This window comes from Flagellimonas sp. ABD4_174, assembly GCF_056160185.1.
In genome coordinates this window covers 1,617,515-1,635,090 of the sequence record NZ_JBSWWP010000001.1, presented here as the reverse complement: position 1 = coordinate 1,635,090, position 17,576 = coordinate 1,617,515, and the positions used below count along the sequence as shown (strand labels likewise).

Genomic DNA, 17,576 nt, shown 5'->3' with positions numbered 1-17,576 from the left:
TTTAAATGGTTTTTAGGTAGTGCTCCACATCTTTTAAAATCGACAAGAATTCATCTTTAAACGATTGTTCGCCATCTCGCAGTTCCTTCTCGTGCTTTACGGCCAAAGTGTAAGCATTGTGTAAACCTAGAACGTTTAATTTATGCTTTATCTTGTGCACATGCTCGGAAGCTTCGCGAAAAAGTGCATTTTTTATGGTATCCAGGTATTCCTCTTGTTCCGTAGGAAATTCCTCCTTTAATATACCAATAAATTTTTGACGAAAGACCATATCTCCTTCAGCAAGGTTGTCCACGTACTCTAGATTTGGGATTTCTCTCATAGGTTTTGTTTTTTTAGGGTAAAATGAAATGTAGTTCCCATATTCTCAATACTGTCCACCCAAATATTCCCTTCATAAAGGGATACTATCTTTTTTACCAGAGCCAAACCAATGCCCGTTGCCATGGCATCGTCCTCCAATTTATGGAACATATCAAAAATATCCGATTGATGCTTTTCCGGTATTCCCTTTCCATTGTCCGCAATGGCAAAATACCAATGGTCGCCTTCGTCCTTAAAATCGACCCGGATAGTTCCTTGTTTCTTGCCTTCGGTAGCCTTAACGGCGTTGGTCATTAAATTCATGAAAAGCTGTTCGATCTTGTAGCGATCGTAATACAGCTGGGGCAGCTGCCCAGGAACCTTAAACTGTACATTTTTGGGCACAAAAATACTTTGTTGAATACCGGCAAGCAATTCGCCCAATTCAAAAACATCGTTGGAAGCGTTCTTGTCCTGTAATGTGGCATGTTTTAGTATACCGGTGATGAGCTTGTCCATTTTCTCCAAGTTCCCAAGTGCCAAGGATAGATTTTGTTTGCTCTGATCGGACAGGGTATCTTTTTCGTCTTCCTCTATCCAGGTTATCAGCGCGCTAATGTTTCTAATTGGTGATTTTAGATCATGGGATACCACATGGGCATAACTGTTTAATGATTCATTCTGACTTGCCAAATTCTTGAGCAGTCTATCTTTCTCGGTAGTCATTTCTGATGCTCGCTGAGCCAATTCCCCGATTTGTCGGGCCAATTTTTCTGCATCAAAATCACTGTCCACAATGTTTTTTGGAACTTCTTGTTGTTTAAAGTTTGCCTGCAGGGAGGAAAGTGCGCTTTCAAGCGAGTTCAATACCTGTTTCTGTCGGGCAGCTTCCTTTTCCAGTTCTCTATTGGCATCGTACAACTCATCCGAACTTAGTGCTGTGGCCCTTTGTAGCATCCTCAGCTTTTCGTCGTAATTTTCGTAAGAGTTGGCAATGGCGTCCAAAAGCTGATCCAAATCACGATTGTCCGAGTAAGTTTCGGGCAGGTACTTTTTAAGCTGTCTTTTTAAAAGGCTGTGCATTACTCGCTGAATAAGGTCAAAGTCATGGTTTGGTTATGTAATTTACAGGTATTCTGACCTGCAAATGGTGCCATTTCCCCATAAGAATAAAAGCCGGATACCGCCACATTCTCGCCAATAACCTGGGTTACTTCCTCGATTTCTTCCTCGGTTCGTTGATCCATTACCAGTTTTCGTCCCACACAGCTGATCAATATGGCCAGTTGGGATTCGTTTTCACGTTCTTCCACAGCGAGTTTGGCCGCGGACCTTGCCCCATTGGCGATATCGTCCACCGTGGCCATCATTAATTGTACTTTGGAACCTTCGGGTACGTCGCCGGCCAATATCATGGCATTATGTTCTTCATCTATATTCAAAATGGTACGTACAATAGGTTCTTCATCATTGGTCTGTACACTAAGTGGGTACAGAAGTGCCGATTTGGGAAGTTCGCCCGCCTTATCGCCCAAATATTTTTTATACAAATCCAAAGCTGGCTTGCCATCGAGCTCGAACAAAATGTTCTTTCGCGATTTTGTAATCAATCGTTCTGGTCCAAAGGGGGTCCATCCGCCAAAGTTGGCACAACTGATTTCCAAAGTATCACCATAGAACCCAATAGCCACAACCTCTCCTTGTTTAGGGTGCTCATTATAGGATGACAGGGTGACCTCAAAGCGGTCATCATCCCCACAGAGTCCTCCGGAAAGACCAAAATTACCCTTACCTACATGTTCCAGTCCTGCGATAAGTTCGCTACCGTTTACAGTGCTTCCTTCCGAAACCACAAACACATGTTTTAAGTTTTCGGTAGGGAATTCTGATGCCAGAACTTTGCCCAGATCGGCATCATCCTGATCAAATTCGGCCACATTCTTGCTTTTTACCAAAAAATGGCTTTTTTCGAACTCAACTGCGGTCAATGTTACTGTTCCGTCCAATACTTTCTCCCCCAAAATCTCTCCCGAGGTTGACCCAAACACCAAATGTCCATCGGGAAACAAGTTTCTTACTTCTTGGTACAGTTTTTCCTCTTGCAATAAGTACCTATTACCAAAAATTAGAACCAAAGGTTCTTTCAGCTCGGTTTTTTCCGAGATAAACTCAAAATTGGTATCAGATTGTTTTTTCGCTTGTAAGATCTTCATGGCGTTCGGTTTTAAGGGGTTGCTTTTCTATGGTAAAATGGAAATCGGTACCGATTCCTTCTTCGCTTTCTACCCAAACGGAACCGTTATATCTGTCGATGATTTTTTTAACTATGGATAGACCTATTCCTGTTGATTTTTTATCGGTTGAGGCGGACTGAAAAATATCGAATATTTTCTTGTGATATTTTTTCGGGATACCCACTCCGTTATCCTTGATGCGGAATTTCCAATGATCGGATTCTTCTTGAAACAGTACTTCTACCTTTCCTACTTTTTTATCGATATGGACGACCGCATTTGAAATAATGTTTTGGAACAATTGATGCATTTTGGTCCTATCTGCGATGATATTTGGTAAGGGTGCAGGGGCGACTACCTTAACATTTTCTGGAATGTAAATGCTGTCCACAATACCAGAGATTACCTCGTTTAGGTCTATTTGTGTATTGTTCAATTCCGAAGTATTTGCGGTGGAATAGGCCAATATGCCACTGATCAGGTTTTCCATGGATTCTATCTTGTCCTGGATCATGCCCAAATATTCCCTGCCGGTTTCGCCCAAGGCTTCACTATAATCATTTTTCAACCAACTGGCCAAGGCTTCGATACTTCTTAGCGGCGATTTTAGGTCGTGGGAAACTACATAGGCATATTCTTTTAGGCTTTCATTGCTCTGCTCCAGTTTATCCAACAACTTTTCTTTTTCCAGTTGTAGATTTTTTTGTTCGGTTATATCCAAATGGATCCCAATGGAACCTATTACCTTGCCTTTTTCGTCATATCTTGGTGCGCCACTGATCAACCAATGGCGAAACTCATTATATTTATTGATAACTTCTACTTCATAAGAATCGGATTGGTTTTGAATCCGTTTGGCGTTCTTTTCTGCAATTATGGATTCATCTTGTACCGAAAGTACGTCGCTGGCATGCTTGCCCGTAAGTTCCTCTTCGGTAAATCCGCTCATTTCGCAAAAGCTCTGGTTTACCATTTGAATGCGATCTTCGGTATCCACTTCGACCAGGCCTAGGTTCATATTTGCAATTATTCCACTGTACTTGTCCTTTTCGGCTTGGAGGTTCCGCTTAAAGGTCCTGTTCAACGTTACATCCCTGTAACTCCATAGGTGGCCTTTGTATACACCATCGCTAATTACGGGAATGTAATCGCGTTCCAAAATACGGCCATCCACCATTTCCAGTTCATCGGCAAGTACCGGCTCCCGATTTTCGAGGATCTCCGTTACCCTGGCCATAAATTGATCTGGGTTTTTAAATAGATCTTTAGTTTTTTCTGCAGCACAACCACAATCCATTCCTGTCATATCTTCAGGGTTTGCAGGAACACTGAACATTTCGCAGAATTTTTTATTGGTGAGGGCTATATTTCGGTTTTCGTCCTCCAAGAGTACCGCCATTTCCAAATTCTTGATCAATGTGGACAGCCTGTTCTCGGATTCCTTTAATTGTTTCCGTTGGTTTGCCAGTAGATTTTCAATATCTTTTTCTTGGGTGATATCACGCAAAATTCCTTGGGCGGCAATGGGATTTCGATTACGGTCGTAGATTATACTTGCATTTATCTGTACAAATTTCTCTTCGCCATTGGGGAGTATGATCTTGGATCTATAATTTTTTAGCACACCCGTATCCAAAAGAGTTTGAACGGATTCGGCAGTATATTGCGCAAAATCTGGGTGTATATAGCTGGATAGATTGATTTTAGGGCTGTCTTTGTCGAACTGAAGAAAATCCTTTGCAGATTCGTTGCTTCGGACCACATTGAATCCAAGGTCCATAACCACGTAAGAATCAATGATACTCAAAAATCCGGCATCTACCTCGTCGGTTTTTTCGTCCAATAGATTCTCCAGCCGCGCATTGGCTCTTTTAAGATGCTCTGCGGTATCGTAAAGTTCCTTGGATTTTTCCTCGAGTATCCTCTCGGCCTGTGCCCTTGCTTTTTTTTGGCGCTCCAACGCCCTTTTTAAAATTGCTATCTCATCCTTGGCCATCCTGTACAACATCAAATTTGACTTCGGTTCCGTCCTCTTTTAAAAGTTCGTAGGTAACTTTGGAGGTGGTATTAAAATGTTCAAAACATTTTTCTATTAATCCGTGAGCCAATCGATATAGTCCCCTAGAGGAAACATATACCATGGAAATTGATGTATCCGTTTTATCCAAGATGTTAAAAGTGGGCAGTTCGGCGTCGGAATAGAGTTTTTGGACATGCACATGAATATGATCTTCAATGGAATAAAGCAATCCGATGGGAGAGGTATAACTTTTTATTACTTCGGGATGCGCCTTTCCCAAACTTCCGAACAAATAATGGCCAAAGGCATATAATAGGTCGTCTATGGACATATTGGTCTTTTGGCTCAAACTTTGTAGAAGGGCCACCATTTCGTTAAAATCGTAGGTTCCAACAGAGGTATAAATGCCGTCCGAGGGCAAGTCGGCCGCTTCGATAATGTCATCCACGGTCTCCAACCCAAACTGGTCTTCCACCATTTCCAAAAATTCGGTAAATACTATTCCTTTCATAATCTGGCTTATTCGTTTCAAAAGTAGGAAAACATTTACCCAGTGAGTAAGTTTTGTTGTGAAATGCCGTTTTTAACTAGGCTTTGACCAGTTCGTTGATGTTCCAGTACTCCAGAACGTTTCGTATTTTGGTTTCATAATCCTCGTATTTGAGGGGTTTTATAATATAACCTGCAATACCTATTTTGTAACATTCCAATAGATCGTCCCGGTTTTCGGATGTGGTAAGCACTATTGTGGGCAAGTATTTTATTTTTTTATGTTCTTTTAATATGCCCAAGAATTCGATTCCGTTCATTCGGGGCATGTTCAGATCCAGTAAAATAATATCCGGCAAGGATTTGCCAGACTCCAAATATTCCAACGCTTCTTCACCGTTTTTAGCTTCGATCAAGGTATGCTTGGTTTCCAATTTGGAAAGGGTTCGCTGAAACTTCATGGTTTCGATAGCGTCGTCCTCAATGAATAAGATGTGCATTGTTATGGAATTTAAGTGATGGTCAAAATAAGTCAATCATCCTGAGATTTGATCTTCAACAACGATTAAACACTCATTTACTGTAGACGAATGGTAAATATGTGTCGACGAATGTAATTGGAATTCCCACCAATTTTGGTGTTCCATCAAATTTGAATAGGTCGGTAATCCCTGTACACATTGGGATGAAAGTCCTTGATCGATTAATTTTTGTTATCAAATGCATTACAACGATCAATATATGTAATACAGAATAATTTTGTAGATTTATATATGTATCCCCCTACAAGTAGTGTTTTAATTTATCAAATCGGATCATTTACCTATGTGGTACAGAATTTTGAAGGTTATTGCGGCACTGTACATCCCCTTATTGATTTTCTCGCTTGTTTGGTCCTATTTTCAAAAACAAAGCTTGATAGATAATCTGGCGATAATACAGCAAAGAGATATTATAAAAAAAAGCTATCATCTTACCGATCAGGTAAATTATCTCATCGAGTCCACTAAATTTTGGTCCGATTATGCTTTCCCCGTTTCATTTTCCAAGAACCATCAGCTGGATACCGCATTTATCAACAATTACATCAAAACTGTACAACTCCAAAAAAACTTTGATCAATTTCGAGTATTGGATCTACACGGAAACGAGGTTTTACGTTATGAGAAAGTTGCTCCCCGGACCATGCTAAAACAAACGGATCTCCAGAACAAGGTGGATCGGTCATACTTTCAAAAAGGTTTATCGTTAAAAAAGGGACAGGTTTACGTTTCTCCCATAGAACTTAACAAAGAGTACGGGATTATTGAGATTCCCCATAAACCGGTTTTGCGTGGGGTAACACCTGTATTTAATGTTAATAAGGAACAAATTGGACTGGCCGTGATCAACTTTGATCTTAGCGAAAGGTTACAAATGATGAAGACCGGGCTGGTGAACGAAAACTTTTATTTGATCGACAAAAATCAAAACATCGTTACCACCAATCTATCGGTGGACACCATGCCGCATTTAGTTGAGAAGGGTATTCCCGATTCCGCGGAGTATAAAAAGCTTCAACTAACGAACCTTATTTTTAGGGAGGACACTGCCTTTCTCGAAAAAGGTAGTTTATGGGTTTTTAGAAATGTGAATATCGGTTTTGAAAAAGATATTGGCATGAACCGTTACATAAATACAATCGATGTTATTACCGACAACGATTGGGCCATAATCCAAGAGATTCCAAAAGCCTATATAGATTCCAGGTTGGAAATAATTAATAAAAATTTGATCCTTTTTAATTTTTTGACCCTTGTGGTCGTTTTTTTAGTAGGGATATACTATGCCCGTTTACAAGAAGAACGAAGCATGTTTGTTTCCGAACTGAAAACAAAGAACAATGCATTGGCCAAGGGCAAGGTGCAACTTGAGGCAACCAACTTATTGCTCAAAAAAGTAAACAACAAATTGTGGTTGCGCAACCAGCAATTGGAAGAGTTCAACTACGTGGTGGCACATAATCTTAAATCACCGGTGAGCAGTATGTCCATTGTGGTGGATTTATTAAGTAAATCCAAAGATCAAAAATCTTTTGACGAATTTTTTCCAAAACTTAGATCCATTTCCGAGAGCATTAAAACCCTTACCGAAGATGTCCACACCTACGTTTCCATATTGAACAATAAAAATTTAAAGATTGAGAACGTAAACTTGTTGTTGTTGCTCAAGGATGTTGAAAACGATTTTGTTGAAACCCTTTTGGACCGTGAGGCCAGCAACTTTAAGACCATATACAAACTGGACGCCTGGCACTCTCTTAAATGCTCCAAGTTTTACATGAAGAGTATTTTTCAGAACTTGTTGTCCAATGCCATTAAATACAGAAAACCTAATACCGAATCCCATTTTATTGTAGAAACAGCATGGGAGAACAACCAAAAGGTTATGTATGTTAGGGATAACGGGCTCGGTATAAATATGGACCGTCATCGAGATAGCATATTTAAACTCTATAAAAAGTTCCACCGCAATATTTCTGGCAAAGGTATGGGCCTATTTATAGTAAAATCGCAATTGGAGGCCATGAACGCCACAATAGAAATAGAGAGTGAAGAAGGTGTTGGCACAACGTTTAAAATAAAATTTAGCTAATATGAAAAAGTCGAATATTTTATTGGTAGATGATGACGAGATTTATTTGTTCGTCACAAAAAAACTATTGAACAGCTTGTCTGATAATCTGATCGTAAACAGCTTTACGGATGGTGAACAGGCACTGGAATATGTGCATTTATGTTTAAGTGAAAACGTCAACTTGCCAGAAATTATTCTTTTGGATATCAATATGCCCTATTTGGATGGTTGGGGTTTTCTATCGGAATTCAAGAAAATAAAGCCAAAACTGGAAGACCAAAAAGTAAAGATATTCATGGTTACTTCCTCCAACAGTGAAGACGATATTAAAAAAGCCAAAGAGTTTGAAGAGATTACTGGCTATGTTGTAAAGCCCATTTACGAGGACAAATTAAAAGATATATTGACCGAGGTGTTCAATACCTCTTTGGAGTAACATAAACAATACCGCCCTTTTTATTTTATAATATTTAAATATTAAAAATACCCGACCATTAACCGGAATATAGTCATCTTTGGTTAGTTAGGCTTATTTTTGCGTTATGTCCAAAGTATTGATATTATTCGCACACCCAAAGTTCGAGGCTTCCAAGGCCAACAAGGCCCTTGTAGATCAAGTCAAGGATATTCCGGGAGTAACCTTCAACGATCTGTACGAAAACTATCCAGATTTTCTGATCGATGTGGAAAAGGAAAAAGAAATTTTGAACAACCACGACATCATTATTTGGCACCATCCGTTTTATTGGTACAGTTGCCCACCCTTGCTCAAGCAATGGATAGACCTCGTACTGGAGTTCAATTGGGCCTATGGTCCAAAAGGAAACGCCCTGCAGGGCAAAAAATGTCTGAATGCCATTACCACAGGAGGCACTCAGGAAGTCTATTGCGCTCAAGGATCCAACATGTACACGGTCCATGAGTTTTTACGCCCTTTTGAACAGACCGCCAGACTTTGTAGCATGGAATACTTGCCCCCGTTCGCGGTTATGGGAACCCATTACCTATCGAAAAGCGATTTAAACACATATGCCAGCCAATATGCCGACCTGGTAAGGTCTTTATTGAACGATTCACTTTTGGAGACTACAAAGGACAGTTCCTTACTAAACAACATCCCTAAACCAAAAAATCTGAATTCCTTATGACCGGAAGTATACTTTTTCAAGCCATTGTGTTTCTTGCCGGAGCGGTTATTTGCGTGCCTATCGCCAAGCGACTTGGCTTAAGTTCGGTTTTGGGATATTTATTGGCCGGGGTTCTTATTGGCCCATTTCTTTTGGGATTTGTTGGTGAAGAAGGTGACGACATCCTTCATTTTGCCGAGTTCGGTGTGGTAATGATGCTTTTTTTGATCGGCCTGGAAATAGAACCCAAAAACTTTTGGAAGATGCGAAAGACCATTTTGGGCTTGGGCGGATTACAAGTTTTGGCTACCACTGCGCTATCATATCTGTTTTTTACCTGGGTAGGATACGAATGGAAAGTGGCCCTGACCGTTTCCATGGCCGTTGCACTATCATCCACGGCCATTACTTTGCAGACCCTAAAAGAAAAGGGACTGTTCCAAACCACTTACGGAACATCCTCCTTTTCCATCCTTCTCTTTCAGGATATCATCGTCATCTTTATGTTGGGTGCCCTTCCATTATTGTCCAACAATGCCAGCGGAGCTGCCACGGACACTCATTCCGGCAGTGCCAATTTATTGGAGAATTTGCCATTGGGACTACAGACCCTCGCCATTATCCTTTCGGTGGCAATGATCGTTGTTGCCGGCAGGTATTTGATAGTTCCCCTTTTGCGTAAAGTGGCCACTGCAAGGGTAAGGGAGTTATTGACCGCCTCTGCCCTTTTGATCGTAACGGGCATATCCTTTTTAATGGAATTTGTAGGTCTTAGCCCGGCACTAGGCGCTTTTTTGGGCGGAGTGGTCTTGGCGACCAGTGAGTTTAAACACGAACTCGAAAGCACTCTGGAACCCTTTAAGGATTTGTTATTGGGATTATTTTTTATGGCCGTAGGTGCTTCCATAAACTTTATGGTAATCCAAGAAAACCCAGGAACCGTCGGCGGGTTTTTATTGGCCATTATAGTTTTAAAGGCCTTGGTCCTTTTTATAGTAGGTGCAGTATTTAAGTTAAAATTGGATCAACGATTGTTATTGACCGTTGGGCTTGCACAAATTGGTGAATTTGCCTTTGTTTTGCTCTCGTTTGCGTTCCAATTGGATATTTTAAGTAAAGAAATGATGGATATAATGCTGGTTATTACAGCATTGACCATGACCCTTACCCCTATTTTGAGCATGGTAAACGAACGTTTGGTCCTTCCAAAAGTAGGCACCAAGGAATCCGAGAAACGACCAATTGACCATATCGCCAAAAACAGTAAGATCATTTTGGTCGGTTTTGGACATTTTGGCAGTACCATTGGAAGGTTTTTAAGAGCACATGGCGTTGAGGCCACTATTTTGGATTCCGATTCGAACAGGGTGGATTTTTTAAGAAGAATGGGGTTTGAGGTCTATTATGGAGACGCAACACGCATCGACCTATTGGAATCTGCCGGAATAGGACAAGCCGATATGTTGATAAGTGCCATAGACAACCCGGATACCACGTTAAAACTGGTAGAACTTGTAAAGCACAAACACCCAAATGTACAATTGATCGTTAGGGCCAAAAACCGTTACGATGCCTTTAAATTATTGAACCTCGGAGTAGAAAATATATATCGTGAATCCTTGGATACCTCGGTAAAGATGGCCAGCGATGTTCTAAGTCAATTAGGTTTTAGAAAACATACTTTGCACAGGCAGGCCCAGAATTTCATCAAAATGGATGTAGAACTGCTAAAGCGCCAGTCACAATTGCCCAAAATCGATAAAGATTATATTTTCCAAGCCAGAGAATCCATGGCGCAACAGGAAAAAGTCTTGGAGGACGACCTCAAAAGAGGGATTATGGGCAACGACGGACATTGGGACACCGAACAAATGCGGATATCCTACAGCACCAATAAAGAGCAATAACAAGTAAAAGCCCAAACTTTTATTTAAAAAGTTTGGGCTTTTGTATTGTTTGTGCAATGGAAAAACTTAAAAACGAACCAATACATTGGCAGAAACGGTAATGTTTTGGTCCTGTGCATTGGTAACGGTCATAATTGCCGTAAAATTATCTTGGGATCCCAAAATATTCAACAACGTAACTTGCCCGGAATTATTAAGTTCCAAAATAGAACTTGCCGTATTTTGCCCGTTTATCTTATAATCACTAAAAGTCACAACATAATCGCTTGCTAAATCAGTATTGGCGATTCTAACCCCATCCAAAAACACGGACGGCGTAAACGCAACATCACCTGGACTACTGCTGGATGAAACAAATACGGATATATCATTTAAGGTAAGTTCTCCCAAATCGTTTAAAGTAATGGTAACGGGAACACTATTGGTGGTACCCCTTTGGTCCGTAGCTTTTAAGGTAGCAGTGATTGTTGGATTGGTTTCATAATCAAATGCCGATGCATCATTAACCTGTAAAAATCCCTGCCCTGTAACACCTAATGCCCCGGGCACGGATTCATTGGCAAGCGAATAGCTTAAGGTGCCATGTACACCCTCCCTGTAGTCAACGACGTATTGCGAAAAAATACCTAAAGTATTTCCATTGGGCAGGTTTTCGTTCACGGTAATGTTCCCTTGAGAAGTAACATTAAAGCCCCATTGCGGCTCTTGTATATTGTTTAGGTGAACAACAATGAAAATGTCTTGTGAGTTGCCCTGATTATCCGTAATAGTAACCGTAGCTGCCTTGTCACCTGTTTCATAATCCATTAAATAACCATGGTTTACAATTACATCTCCGTTAGTATCTATCACCAATAAATCTGGTGTAATTTGTGAAATGGAATAGGTCAGTACAATGTTGGAGTCGGTCAATGCGGGAGCAATATTGCCAATCACTGTACCACTATTGGGGTGTTCGTCTATAGTAAAGGCTGTGTTTTCTGCCGTCCAACTGGTCTCTGCCACATCTATCAAAGAAATGGTGATCACATTTTCTTGAGTTCTCCCATTGGCATCTGTAACCGTAAACTTGGCCGTAATGGTAGGGTTAGTCTCAAAATCAAAAAGACTGGCATCGTTTACCAGTAAAGCCTTTCCATCCATGCGCAAAGCATTGGCCGGACTTTGTTCGCTTAAAGTTACCGTTACTTCCCCATCCAACTCAGGATTATAGTTTGATATGGCCACGATCAATAATTGCTCGTTGTTTTCCGGGTTTTCGTACATACCGACCTCAATTGGCCCAATGCTCCATGTCGCCTCATGGACATCGTTTAAGGTAAGGGTTACGTTCAAATCCTTGGATTCATCCCCGACCGTCACCGTTACAACTGCGGTAAATTCTGGGTTGGTTTCAAAATCCAAGATAGTTTTATTGTTTAGGATCAGGTTGTTCCCTTCAATGGCAAAGGCCCCATCAACAGATTGCGATTTGATCGAGAATACCGGTTCAACGCCTTCCGCGCCCTCCACAGTAATGTAGTCGGCCAACGATGCCAACGAAAGTTCCAAAGATTCACCGTCTTCAATTTGGGTTACTTCATCCATGGTTATGGTAACATCTTGTGCAGTAATTTCAACAGTCGCCTCGGGTATCGGGTTATCGGTATCCTCGGCATCATCGGAACAAGAAAAAAATAATGATCCTACTGCCAACGCGTAGATAAATGTAAGATTGGTGTGCTTCATTTTTAATTTGATTTAATTAAGGTTTAAAGCCCAAAACTAGAATGGCCCCATCGGCGATCAGTGTTATTTTTTTTGAATGGATGGATTTTTTTTCTGAATGATATCGTCAATTATTGCTTAGAAGAAAAAATGGTGGTTTAAGAAAGTTTCGTAGAAATAAGTACTGTTTTGAACCCTACTTTGTAGTGAAAATAAACCTACAACAAAATGAAAAGAATTTATGTGCTGTTGCTTACAGGGATGGTATTCGGAGTTCAATCCACTGAGGCCCAGTTTATGAAAAAGCTGAAGAAAGCTGCCAAAAAGGAACTCAACAAGACTTTGGACGGAAAGGAAGAGGAGGAAGCCAAAACAGCTGCGCCCACAAAACCAGTGAGCGGTATGTCCAACCAAAACACACCGGAAACAACCAATGCCGATGAACCTGCTTCCCAAACCGAAGAACAGGAAGAAATGGTCAACCTCTATGAGATTACGGAGCCATATGTGTTTATGCACAACAGAAACAAGGTAAAGGCCTGGCCACTTTATAAAAAAGATTATACCGATGAGAAAGGCTTATCCGGTACCTACTATTTATCTAGTGTAATGCTAGACCAAGTGGGTAGTCATTTTGCTGAATTCCCCCTGTTTGCCTATGGTGGTTTTTCCTTGGAATATGATCCAAAGGCCTACAATGGTACCATGCACTTGTCCGATGAGGCCAAGAACCATTTTGTAATCTTGGAAGAATATAAGGAGCTGGTTGATCGAGGTACCTTTATCATCGAATTTGCAAATTTTGCAGGACCCGAAGCCATGAAAATGAAGCGTGCCTACGCTATTGAAAAAGACGTACTTATAGTTGCGCCCCCCGTTGTACCTATCAAAGGGCAAAAATATGGCAACGAATGGATCGGCAACGACCAGTACTTGTTAATAGGAAGGGACTTAGCGCATCTTCAGGATTTGCTACAAACCCCAGAATACGTAAAAAAGCGTAGTGTTGAGGTTTTTGATATGCTGCAGATGCACTTGGAAGAGCAAAGTTTGGCCAATGCTCCCGCCCTACCGGCCAGAGGTATGAAAAATGCCAGCTTGGAGGCAGATGGCCTTCGTTTTATAAAGGAAAGAGCCGCTTACTACAAGTGGAAAGAACAGCCCGTTTATGCCTATATACAATCCAATGACTGGAACATAATTACACATGCCCTTACCGGTGTTCCATTGCGAAGAGAACTTAAATTGATCACCGTAATGAAAACACCCGAAGGAAATTACAAGCGAGAAGGCTTTTTTATAGGTCAAAAATACAATGGCAGCAGCTATGGAAAAAGTTATATGCTTATGAACGATCAGCGTATTTACTATGTAAAAAAAGAAGAAGCCTTAAAATACAAGAGCTAGGACCCACAATTATTGATCACAAAAAAGCGACCTTAGAGGTCGCTTTTTTTATTACCAAAATGTTTCTTTCACCACACTTATGAACTCATCTTTTTTACTTTTGGATATAGGGATTCTTTTCTTGTTCTCCATAAGTAAAAAGTCACCGTCCTCACGGATTAGTTCCTCTACATATTTTAAGTTGATCAAATACGATCTGTGGCATTTAAAAAATAAGTTGTTGTCCGCCAATTGCTCCACAAAAAATTTAAGCGGCTTGCAAATGGTCTTATTGTTCTCCTTGTTCATATACACAGTGGTGTACATTCCATCCGCTTCAAAATAAAGAATATCGTTGTACGAAACAAAGAGGATGCCCTTGGGCACTTCCAGGGCTATTTTGTTAAGACTGATCATCTTTAAGGATGTCCTTAAATGTTCGATCTTTGAGTGTATTGCTTCACTATTGGCCAAAGCTTCCGCTTTTTCAACCGCAATTTTAAGTTCATCGGTATCGATCGGTTTTAAAAGATAGTCTATGGCGTTCAGCTTAAAGGCATCCACGGCATAAGAACTGTAGGCCGTGGTGAATATTATCTGAAAATCCACAGGTTCCGTAAAGTGCTCCAATAGTTCCAATCCCGAAGCTTTTGGCATCTCAATATCCAAAAACACCAGTTGCGGCCGTTCTTTTTTTATTAGTGCCACACCCTCTTCCAAATCCTTTGCCAAATCCAATTTTTGAATCTGTGGACAATTCTCCCGAATTAAATGGGACAGGAGGTTTCTTGCCTTTTCTTCGTCATCAATTACTATAGCGTTCATCATCCATTTTTTTGTAGCGGAATGTTAATGGTCACCAAAGTACCTTGCTGGCCCAATACTTTTAAATCCATAACTTCCAGTTGTATTTTTTTTGATCTTTTTAAATTGTACAGTTCTACCCTTTCCATGTTGGCCCTGTTCGCAAATGGTTTGTGTTCGCGGCTTTTCTTTTGCTCTTCGGATGCCCTTATTCCTATTCCATTGTCCTTTATGGTACAAACCAGATCGGTATGGGCATCATTTAGATCAAAGGTGATACTTAGCTTGTTTTGTTCGGCAGCCCTGCGCAATCCGTGTTTAATGGCGTTCTCCACATAGGGTTGAATAAATATTGACGGAATTTTTGTCCCGTTCACATCTACTTCGGGTGCAATCTGTATGGAATAATCCAATTTTTCCTCAAATCGGATTTTTTCCAATTGCAAATAAAGTTTTAATGCTTCTAGTTCTTCGGCAAGCGTTACCTCATTTTTTTGCCCATGCTCCAAATAGATCCGTATCAATCTCGAAAACTTGACCAAATATGTTCGGGCCAAGTCTTTTTCGTTATTGATGATGTACAGCTGTATGGAATTTAAGGCATTGAACATAAAATGCGGATTCATCTGCGATCTTAGGTTTTCCAACTTTAGGTTGGTCAATCGTTTATCTTTGATCAAGCTTGCCAGCTCCTTTTGTTTTTCCTCTTCCTTAGTTCGTATTTTATGTTTAAAATATAGACCGACGGAAATAACGATCACTAAAAAACTAATTGCGAAAAACCACCAAGTCGACCAAAACGGACGGGCTATGGATACATCTACAGAAAGTGTTTTTCCTTTTAACCTTGAGGAAACCGGTCTAATATTAAATGTAAAATTACCAGGCGGAAGACTTTCGTAGGTAACAGGTGATGTATTTGTGGTAAGCCAAGTGGTATCCAGACCCTGCAATTGATATTCGTACAAAACAAACTCAGGACTTCTAAAGGTGTTGGTATGGAACCCAAAGCTGATCGCATTAAGATGGTGCGGCAATCTGTATGTACTCTGCACCGTTGTATCCCTATTATTTATTTTGATTTGGGTAAAGTACATGTCCGGCACCCGAGCTTGCTTAAAGCTGGTGTGTACATTTTTATCGAATATGAACAAGTCTTTTTGAGAAGCAGCGAAAACACGATCTTTGGTAATCTCTACATCCACCAGACTATTGGGCATACCATCGCGCCCTGTTATGCTTTTTATATCTCCCGTTTGGGTATCCACTACTTGAATTCCATGTTGGGTGTTGATCCATAACTTATATCCATCGCTCTCCAAATTCTGAATATTGGTGCCCAACAAGCCATCTTTTATGTTAAATGTCTTGATCACCTTTTTGTTCTTGATTCCGAGCAGCCCATGTTTTGGATTGGAACCCCAAACGGTACCATCCGCTGTTCGCGCTAAATTGGAAACGTATATGGGTTGATCTCTATAATAAATAGAAGTAGGGTTCCAGAGACCATCGTAGTGCACGAGCTCATCTATATACGCAATGTAAGTTTCCTTGGTCAAAGTATCTGTAACTGCGGCATAGGGCCGTTTTTGCATAATCACGGTAGAGTCGATTTCTTTACTCTTCGCGTTATTGTACAGAACCGATTTATTGTAGGTCAAGTATATGGACTCCCGTTTGTTGAGAAACACAAGGTCCTTGCTCACATCGTACTTTCTATTTTGGGGAATCAAACGTTTTGTTGCCAGATCTAAGCTATATGAGCCATCCCCGTTGGTACTCACTATTACCCTATTGGTAAAAGGATTAAAAAAGATTTTGTTGATGACACTTTTGCCCGGCAAACGTATTGAACCTACCACCTTCATGGTATTTAGGTCCATTAAAACAATTTCACCTTTGGTCGTGGACAGAATCAATTGGTCATTGGTGTTTACCACGGACGAAATACTGCCATCCAACCAATCCAAACTCAACTTCTCCAAAGCTATGTTCGGAACAAGAAAAACTCCATTCCTTAATGTGGTCAACCAATAATTGCTATCATTGTCCTTAGCAACGCTGGTTACAAAAAACTCCTCCAAAATGTGATTTTTAAGATGATAATCACCATTTTGGTAGGTATAGATCAGTACTCCATGATCGGTAGCAAACCATATTTCATTTTCCAAATAGGTAACCTGGGCGATTCGTACCTTGCCAAGCTCTGTAAACCCGGAAAATTTATGCAACTGGTCCCTTTGTCCGAATATTTGAATCTGCAATTGTTGGTTTTCGATGGAACTGATAGCCAATTCTCCATGTATCTTTAAAAAGTATGGGTACCTAATACTTTTTTCAGATTTGGTTTTATGCAATAGTACTAATTCATTATCGGCCAATTGATATACTTCGCCTGTTCGTGCAATAAAGTATAGCTCCCCCTCCACTACTTGAGAGTGAATTACTTCCAAACTATATTTAAAAATGGTTTTTCCGGTCGATTTATCAAGTACCAAAAGTCCTTGGGAAGAACTAACCACGAGATTTTTGTCCACATGGTGCAATTGGGCCAAGTTTCCTTTTAATTGGCTATTGAGGTCTTTAAAAAGAGATAGTTGTTCTCCTTTGGGCGCCCTTAAAATTTGCCCATGCAGGTTATTGCACCATATGGTGCCCTGTTGATCTTCCGAAAGATTAAAAACCGATCGCCCTTTTTGGTCAGGAATGGAGTGTTCCGTAAAAGTTTCTCCGTTGTAACTGAACAAACCTGTGTTTCCGGCAAGCCAAATCAGGTTGCTCCCATCTTTGATTATTGTATAACACTCCAAACATGGAACACCGTCTTTTTCCGTTAAATGTAGGGTAACGGGTTCTTGCGCAAAGCTGCAGTTTCCTTGGACAAAAAACAGAAATAACACAATACGTTTGAGGAGATATCTCATTACCGCAAACATATTATGTTTTATGGAATATATTTTATGATTTTTGCTAAATACCCAAT

Annotated in this window: 14 protein-coding genes; 5 read left to right on the top strand and 9 right to left on the bottom strand. The window is 40.5% G+C overall.

From position 1 onward, the window contains the following. Position 1: 1 nt before the first annotated feature. The 6 genes from ACXAFK_RS07145 to ACXAFK_RS07120 all read right to left on the bottom strand — a co-directional run bounded on the left by ACXAFK_RS07145 (position 2) and on the right by ACXAFK_RS07120 (position 5,546). Positions 2-322 (bottom strand): Hpt domain-containing protein, encoded by a 321-nt coding sequence (locus ACXAFK_RS07145; protein ID WP_224836531.1) that lies wholly within the window; start codon positions 320-322, stop codon positions 2-4. Then, on the bottom strand, positions 319-1,386 hold the full coding sequence (locus ACXAFK_RS07140) for a sensor histidine kinase (protein ID WP_474957278.1): 1,068 nt from the start codon (positions 1,384-1,386) through the stop codon (positions 319-321). The genes ACXAFK_RS07145 and ACXAFK_RS07140 overlap by 4 nt, the downstream gene beginning before the upstream one ends. Further along, a complete protein-coding gene (locus ACXAFK_RS07135; protein ID WP_474957277.1) occupies positions 1,386-2,516 on the bottom strand; it encodes an FIST signal transduction protein in 1,131 nt (376 codons plus the stop codon). Before ACXAFK_RS07135 ends, ACXAFK_RS07140 begins: the two co-directional genes overlap by 1 nt. Continuing rightward, positions 2,485-4,545, bottom strand: a complete 2,061-nt coding sequence (locus tag ACXAFK_RS07130) for a PAS domain-containing sensor histidine kinase (protein ID WP_474957276.1) — start codon at positions 4,543-4,545, stop codon at positions 2,485-2,487. Before ACXAFK_RS07130 ends, ACXAFK_RS07135 begins: the two co-directional genes overlap by 32 nt. After that, complete coding sequence (locus ACXAFK_RS07125) at positions 4,520-5,068, bottom strand: heme NO-binding domain-containing protein (RefSeq protein ID WP_474957275.1); 549 nt, start codon at positions 5,066-5,068, stop codon at positions 4,520-4,522. Before ACXAFK_RS07125 ends, ACXAFK_RS07130 begins: the two co-directional genes overlap by 26 nt. 76 nt (positions 5,069-5,144) lie before the next feature. After that, complete coding sequence (locus ACXAFK_RS07120) at positions 5,145-5,546, bottom strand: response regulator (RefSeq protein WP_224836526.1); 402 nt, start codon at positions 5,544-5,546, stop codon at positions 5,145-5,147. 325 nt (positions 5,547-5,871) lie between these two features. Here ACXAFK_RS07120 and ACXAFK_RS07115 point away from each other — a divergent pair, with 325 nt between their 5' ends. The 4 genes from ACXAFK_RS07115 (at position 5,872) to ACXAFK_RS07100 (ending at position 10,696) form a co-directional block, all read left to right on the top strand. Then, positions 5,872-7,680: an ATP-binding protein gene (locus ACXAFK_RS07115; protein WP_474957274.1), complete on the top strand. Its 1,809-nt coding sequence runs from the start codon at positions 5,872-5,874 to the stop codon at positions 7,678-7,680. Between the two features lies 1 nt (position 7,681). Then, positions 7,682-8,098 (top strand): response regulator, encoded by a 417-nt coding sequence (locus ACXAFK_RS07110; protein ID WP_474957273.1) that lies wholly within the window; start codon positions 7,682-7,684, stop codon positions 8,096-8,098. Between the two features lie 106 nt (positions 8,099-8,204). Further along, on the top strand, positions 8,205-8,810 hold the full coding sequence (gene kefF / locus ACXAFK_RS07105) for a glutathione-regulated potassium-efflux system oxidoreductase KefF (protein WP_474957272.1): 606 nt from the start codon (positions 8,205-8,207) through the stop codon (positions 8,808-8,810). Beyond that, on the top strand, positions 8,807-10,696 hold the full coding sequence (locus tag ACXAFK_RS07100; RefSeq protein ID WP_252080060.1) for a monovalent cation:proton antiporter-2 (CPA2) family protein: 1,890 nt from the start codon (positions 8,807-8,809) through the stop codon (positions 10,694-10,696). Before kefF ends, ACXAFK_RS07100 begins: the two co-directional genes overlap by 4 nt. A gap of 66 nt (positions 10,697-10,762) precedes the next feature. Here ACXAFK_RS07100 and ACXAFK_RS07095 read toward each other — a convergent pair whose 3' ends face one another. Further along, positions 10,763-12,424: a hypothetical protein gene (locus ACXAFK_RS07095; protein ID WP_474957271.1), complete on the bottom strand. Its 1,662-nt coding sequence runs from the start codon at positions 12,422-12,424 to the stop codon at positions 10,763-10,765. 207 nt (positions 12,425-12,631) lie between these two features. Here ACXAFK_RS07095 and ACXAFK_RS07090 point away from each other — a divergent pair, with 207 nt between their 5' ends. After that, entirely contained in the window at positions 12,632-13,810 is a 1,179-nt protein-coding gene (locus ACXAFK_RS07090) for a hypothetical protein (RefSeq protein ID WP_474957270.1), read from the top strand. Positions 13,811-13,861: 51 nt separating this feature from the next. On the opposite strand, the gene ACXAFK_RS07085 is transcribed toward ACXAFK_RS07090, so the two are convergent. Together ACXAFK_RS07085 and ACXAFK_RS07080 are read right to left on the bottom strand one after the other, a co-directional pair. Next, complete coding sequence (locus ACXAFK_RS07085) at positions 13,862-14,614, bottom strand: LytR/AlgR family response regulator transcription factor (RefSeq protein WP_293299172.1); 753 nt, start codon at positions 14,612-14,614, stop codon at positions 13,862-13,864. Then, positions 14,614-17,517 (bottom strand): sensor histidine kinase, encoded by a 2,904-nt coding sequence (locus ACXAFK_RS07080; RefSeq protein WP_474957269.1) that lies wholly within the window; start codon positions 17,515-17,517, stop codon positions 14,614-14,616. The genes ACXAFK_RS07085 and ACXAFK_RS07080 overlap by 1 nt, the downstream gene beginning before the upstream one ends. Positions 17,518-17,576 lie beyond the last annotated feature (59 nt).

Coding starts and splice junctions, on each gene's coding strand:
- ACXAFK_RS07145 (WP_224836531.1), bottom strand. CDS start 322: ATGAGAGAAATCCCAAATCTAGAGTACGTGGACAACCTTGCTGAAGGA.
- ACXAFK_RS07140 (WP_474957278.1), bottom strand. CDS start 1,386: ATGCACAGCCTTTTAAAAAGACAGCTTAAAAAGTACCTGCCCGAAACT.
- ACXAFK_RS07135 (WP_474957277.1), bottom strand. CDS start 2,516: ATGAAGATCTTACAAGCGAAAAAACAATCTGATACCAATTTTGAGTTT.
- ACXAFK_RS07130 (WP_474957276.1), bottom strand. CDS start 4,545: ATGTTGTACAGGATGGCCAAGGATGAGATAGCAATTTTAAAAAGGGCG.
- ACXAFK_RS07125 (WP_474957275.1), bottom strand. CDS start 5,068: ATGAAAGGAATAGTATTTACCGAATTTTTGGAAATGGTGGAAGACCAG.
- ACXAFK_RS07120 (WP_224836526.1), bottom strand. CDS start 5,546: ATGCACATCTTATTCATTGAGGACGACGCTATCGAAACCATGAAGTTT.
- ACXAFK_RS07115 (WP_474957274.1), top strand. CDS start 5,872: ATGTGGTACAGAATTTTGAAGGTTATTGCGGCACTGTACATCCCCTTA.
- ACXAFK_RS07110 (WP_474957273.1), top strand. CDS start 7,682: ATGAAAAAGTCGAATATTTTATTGGTAGATGATGACGAGATTTATTTG.
- kefF (WP_474957272.1), top strand. CDS start 8,205: ATGTCCAAAGTATTGATATTATTCGCACACCCAAAGTTCGAGGCTTCC.
- ACXAFK_RS07100 (WP_252080060.1), top strand. CDS start 8,807: ATGACCGGAAGTATACTTTTTCAAGCCATTGTGTTTCTTGCCGGAGCG.
- ACXAFK_RS07095 (WP_474957271.1), bottom strand. CDS start 12,424: ATGAAGCACACCAATCTTACATTTATCTACGCGTTGGCAGTAGGATCA.
- ACXAFK_RS07090 (WP_474957270.1), top strand. CDS start 12,632: ATGAAAAGAATTTATGTGCTGTTGCTTACAGGGATGGTATTCGGAGTT.
- ACXAFK_RS07085 (WP_293299172.1), bottom strand. CDS start 14,614: ATGAACGCTATAGTAATTGATGACGAAGAAAAGGCAAGAAACCTCCTG.
- ACXAFK_RS07080 (WP_474957269.1), bottom strand. CDS start 17,517: ATGAGATATCTCCTCAAACGTATTGTGTTATTTCTGTTTTTTGTCCAA.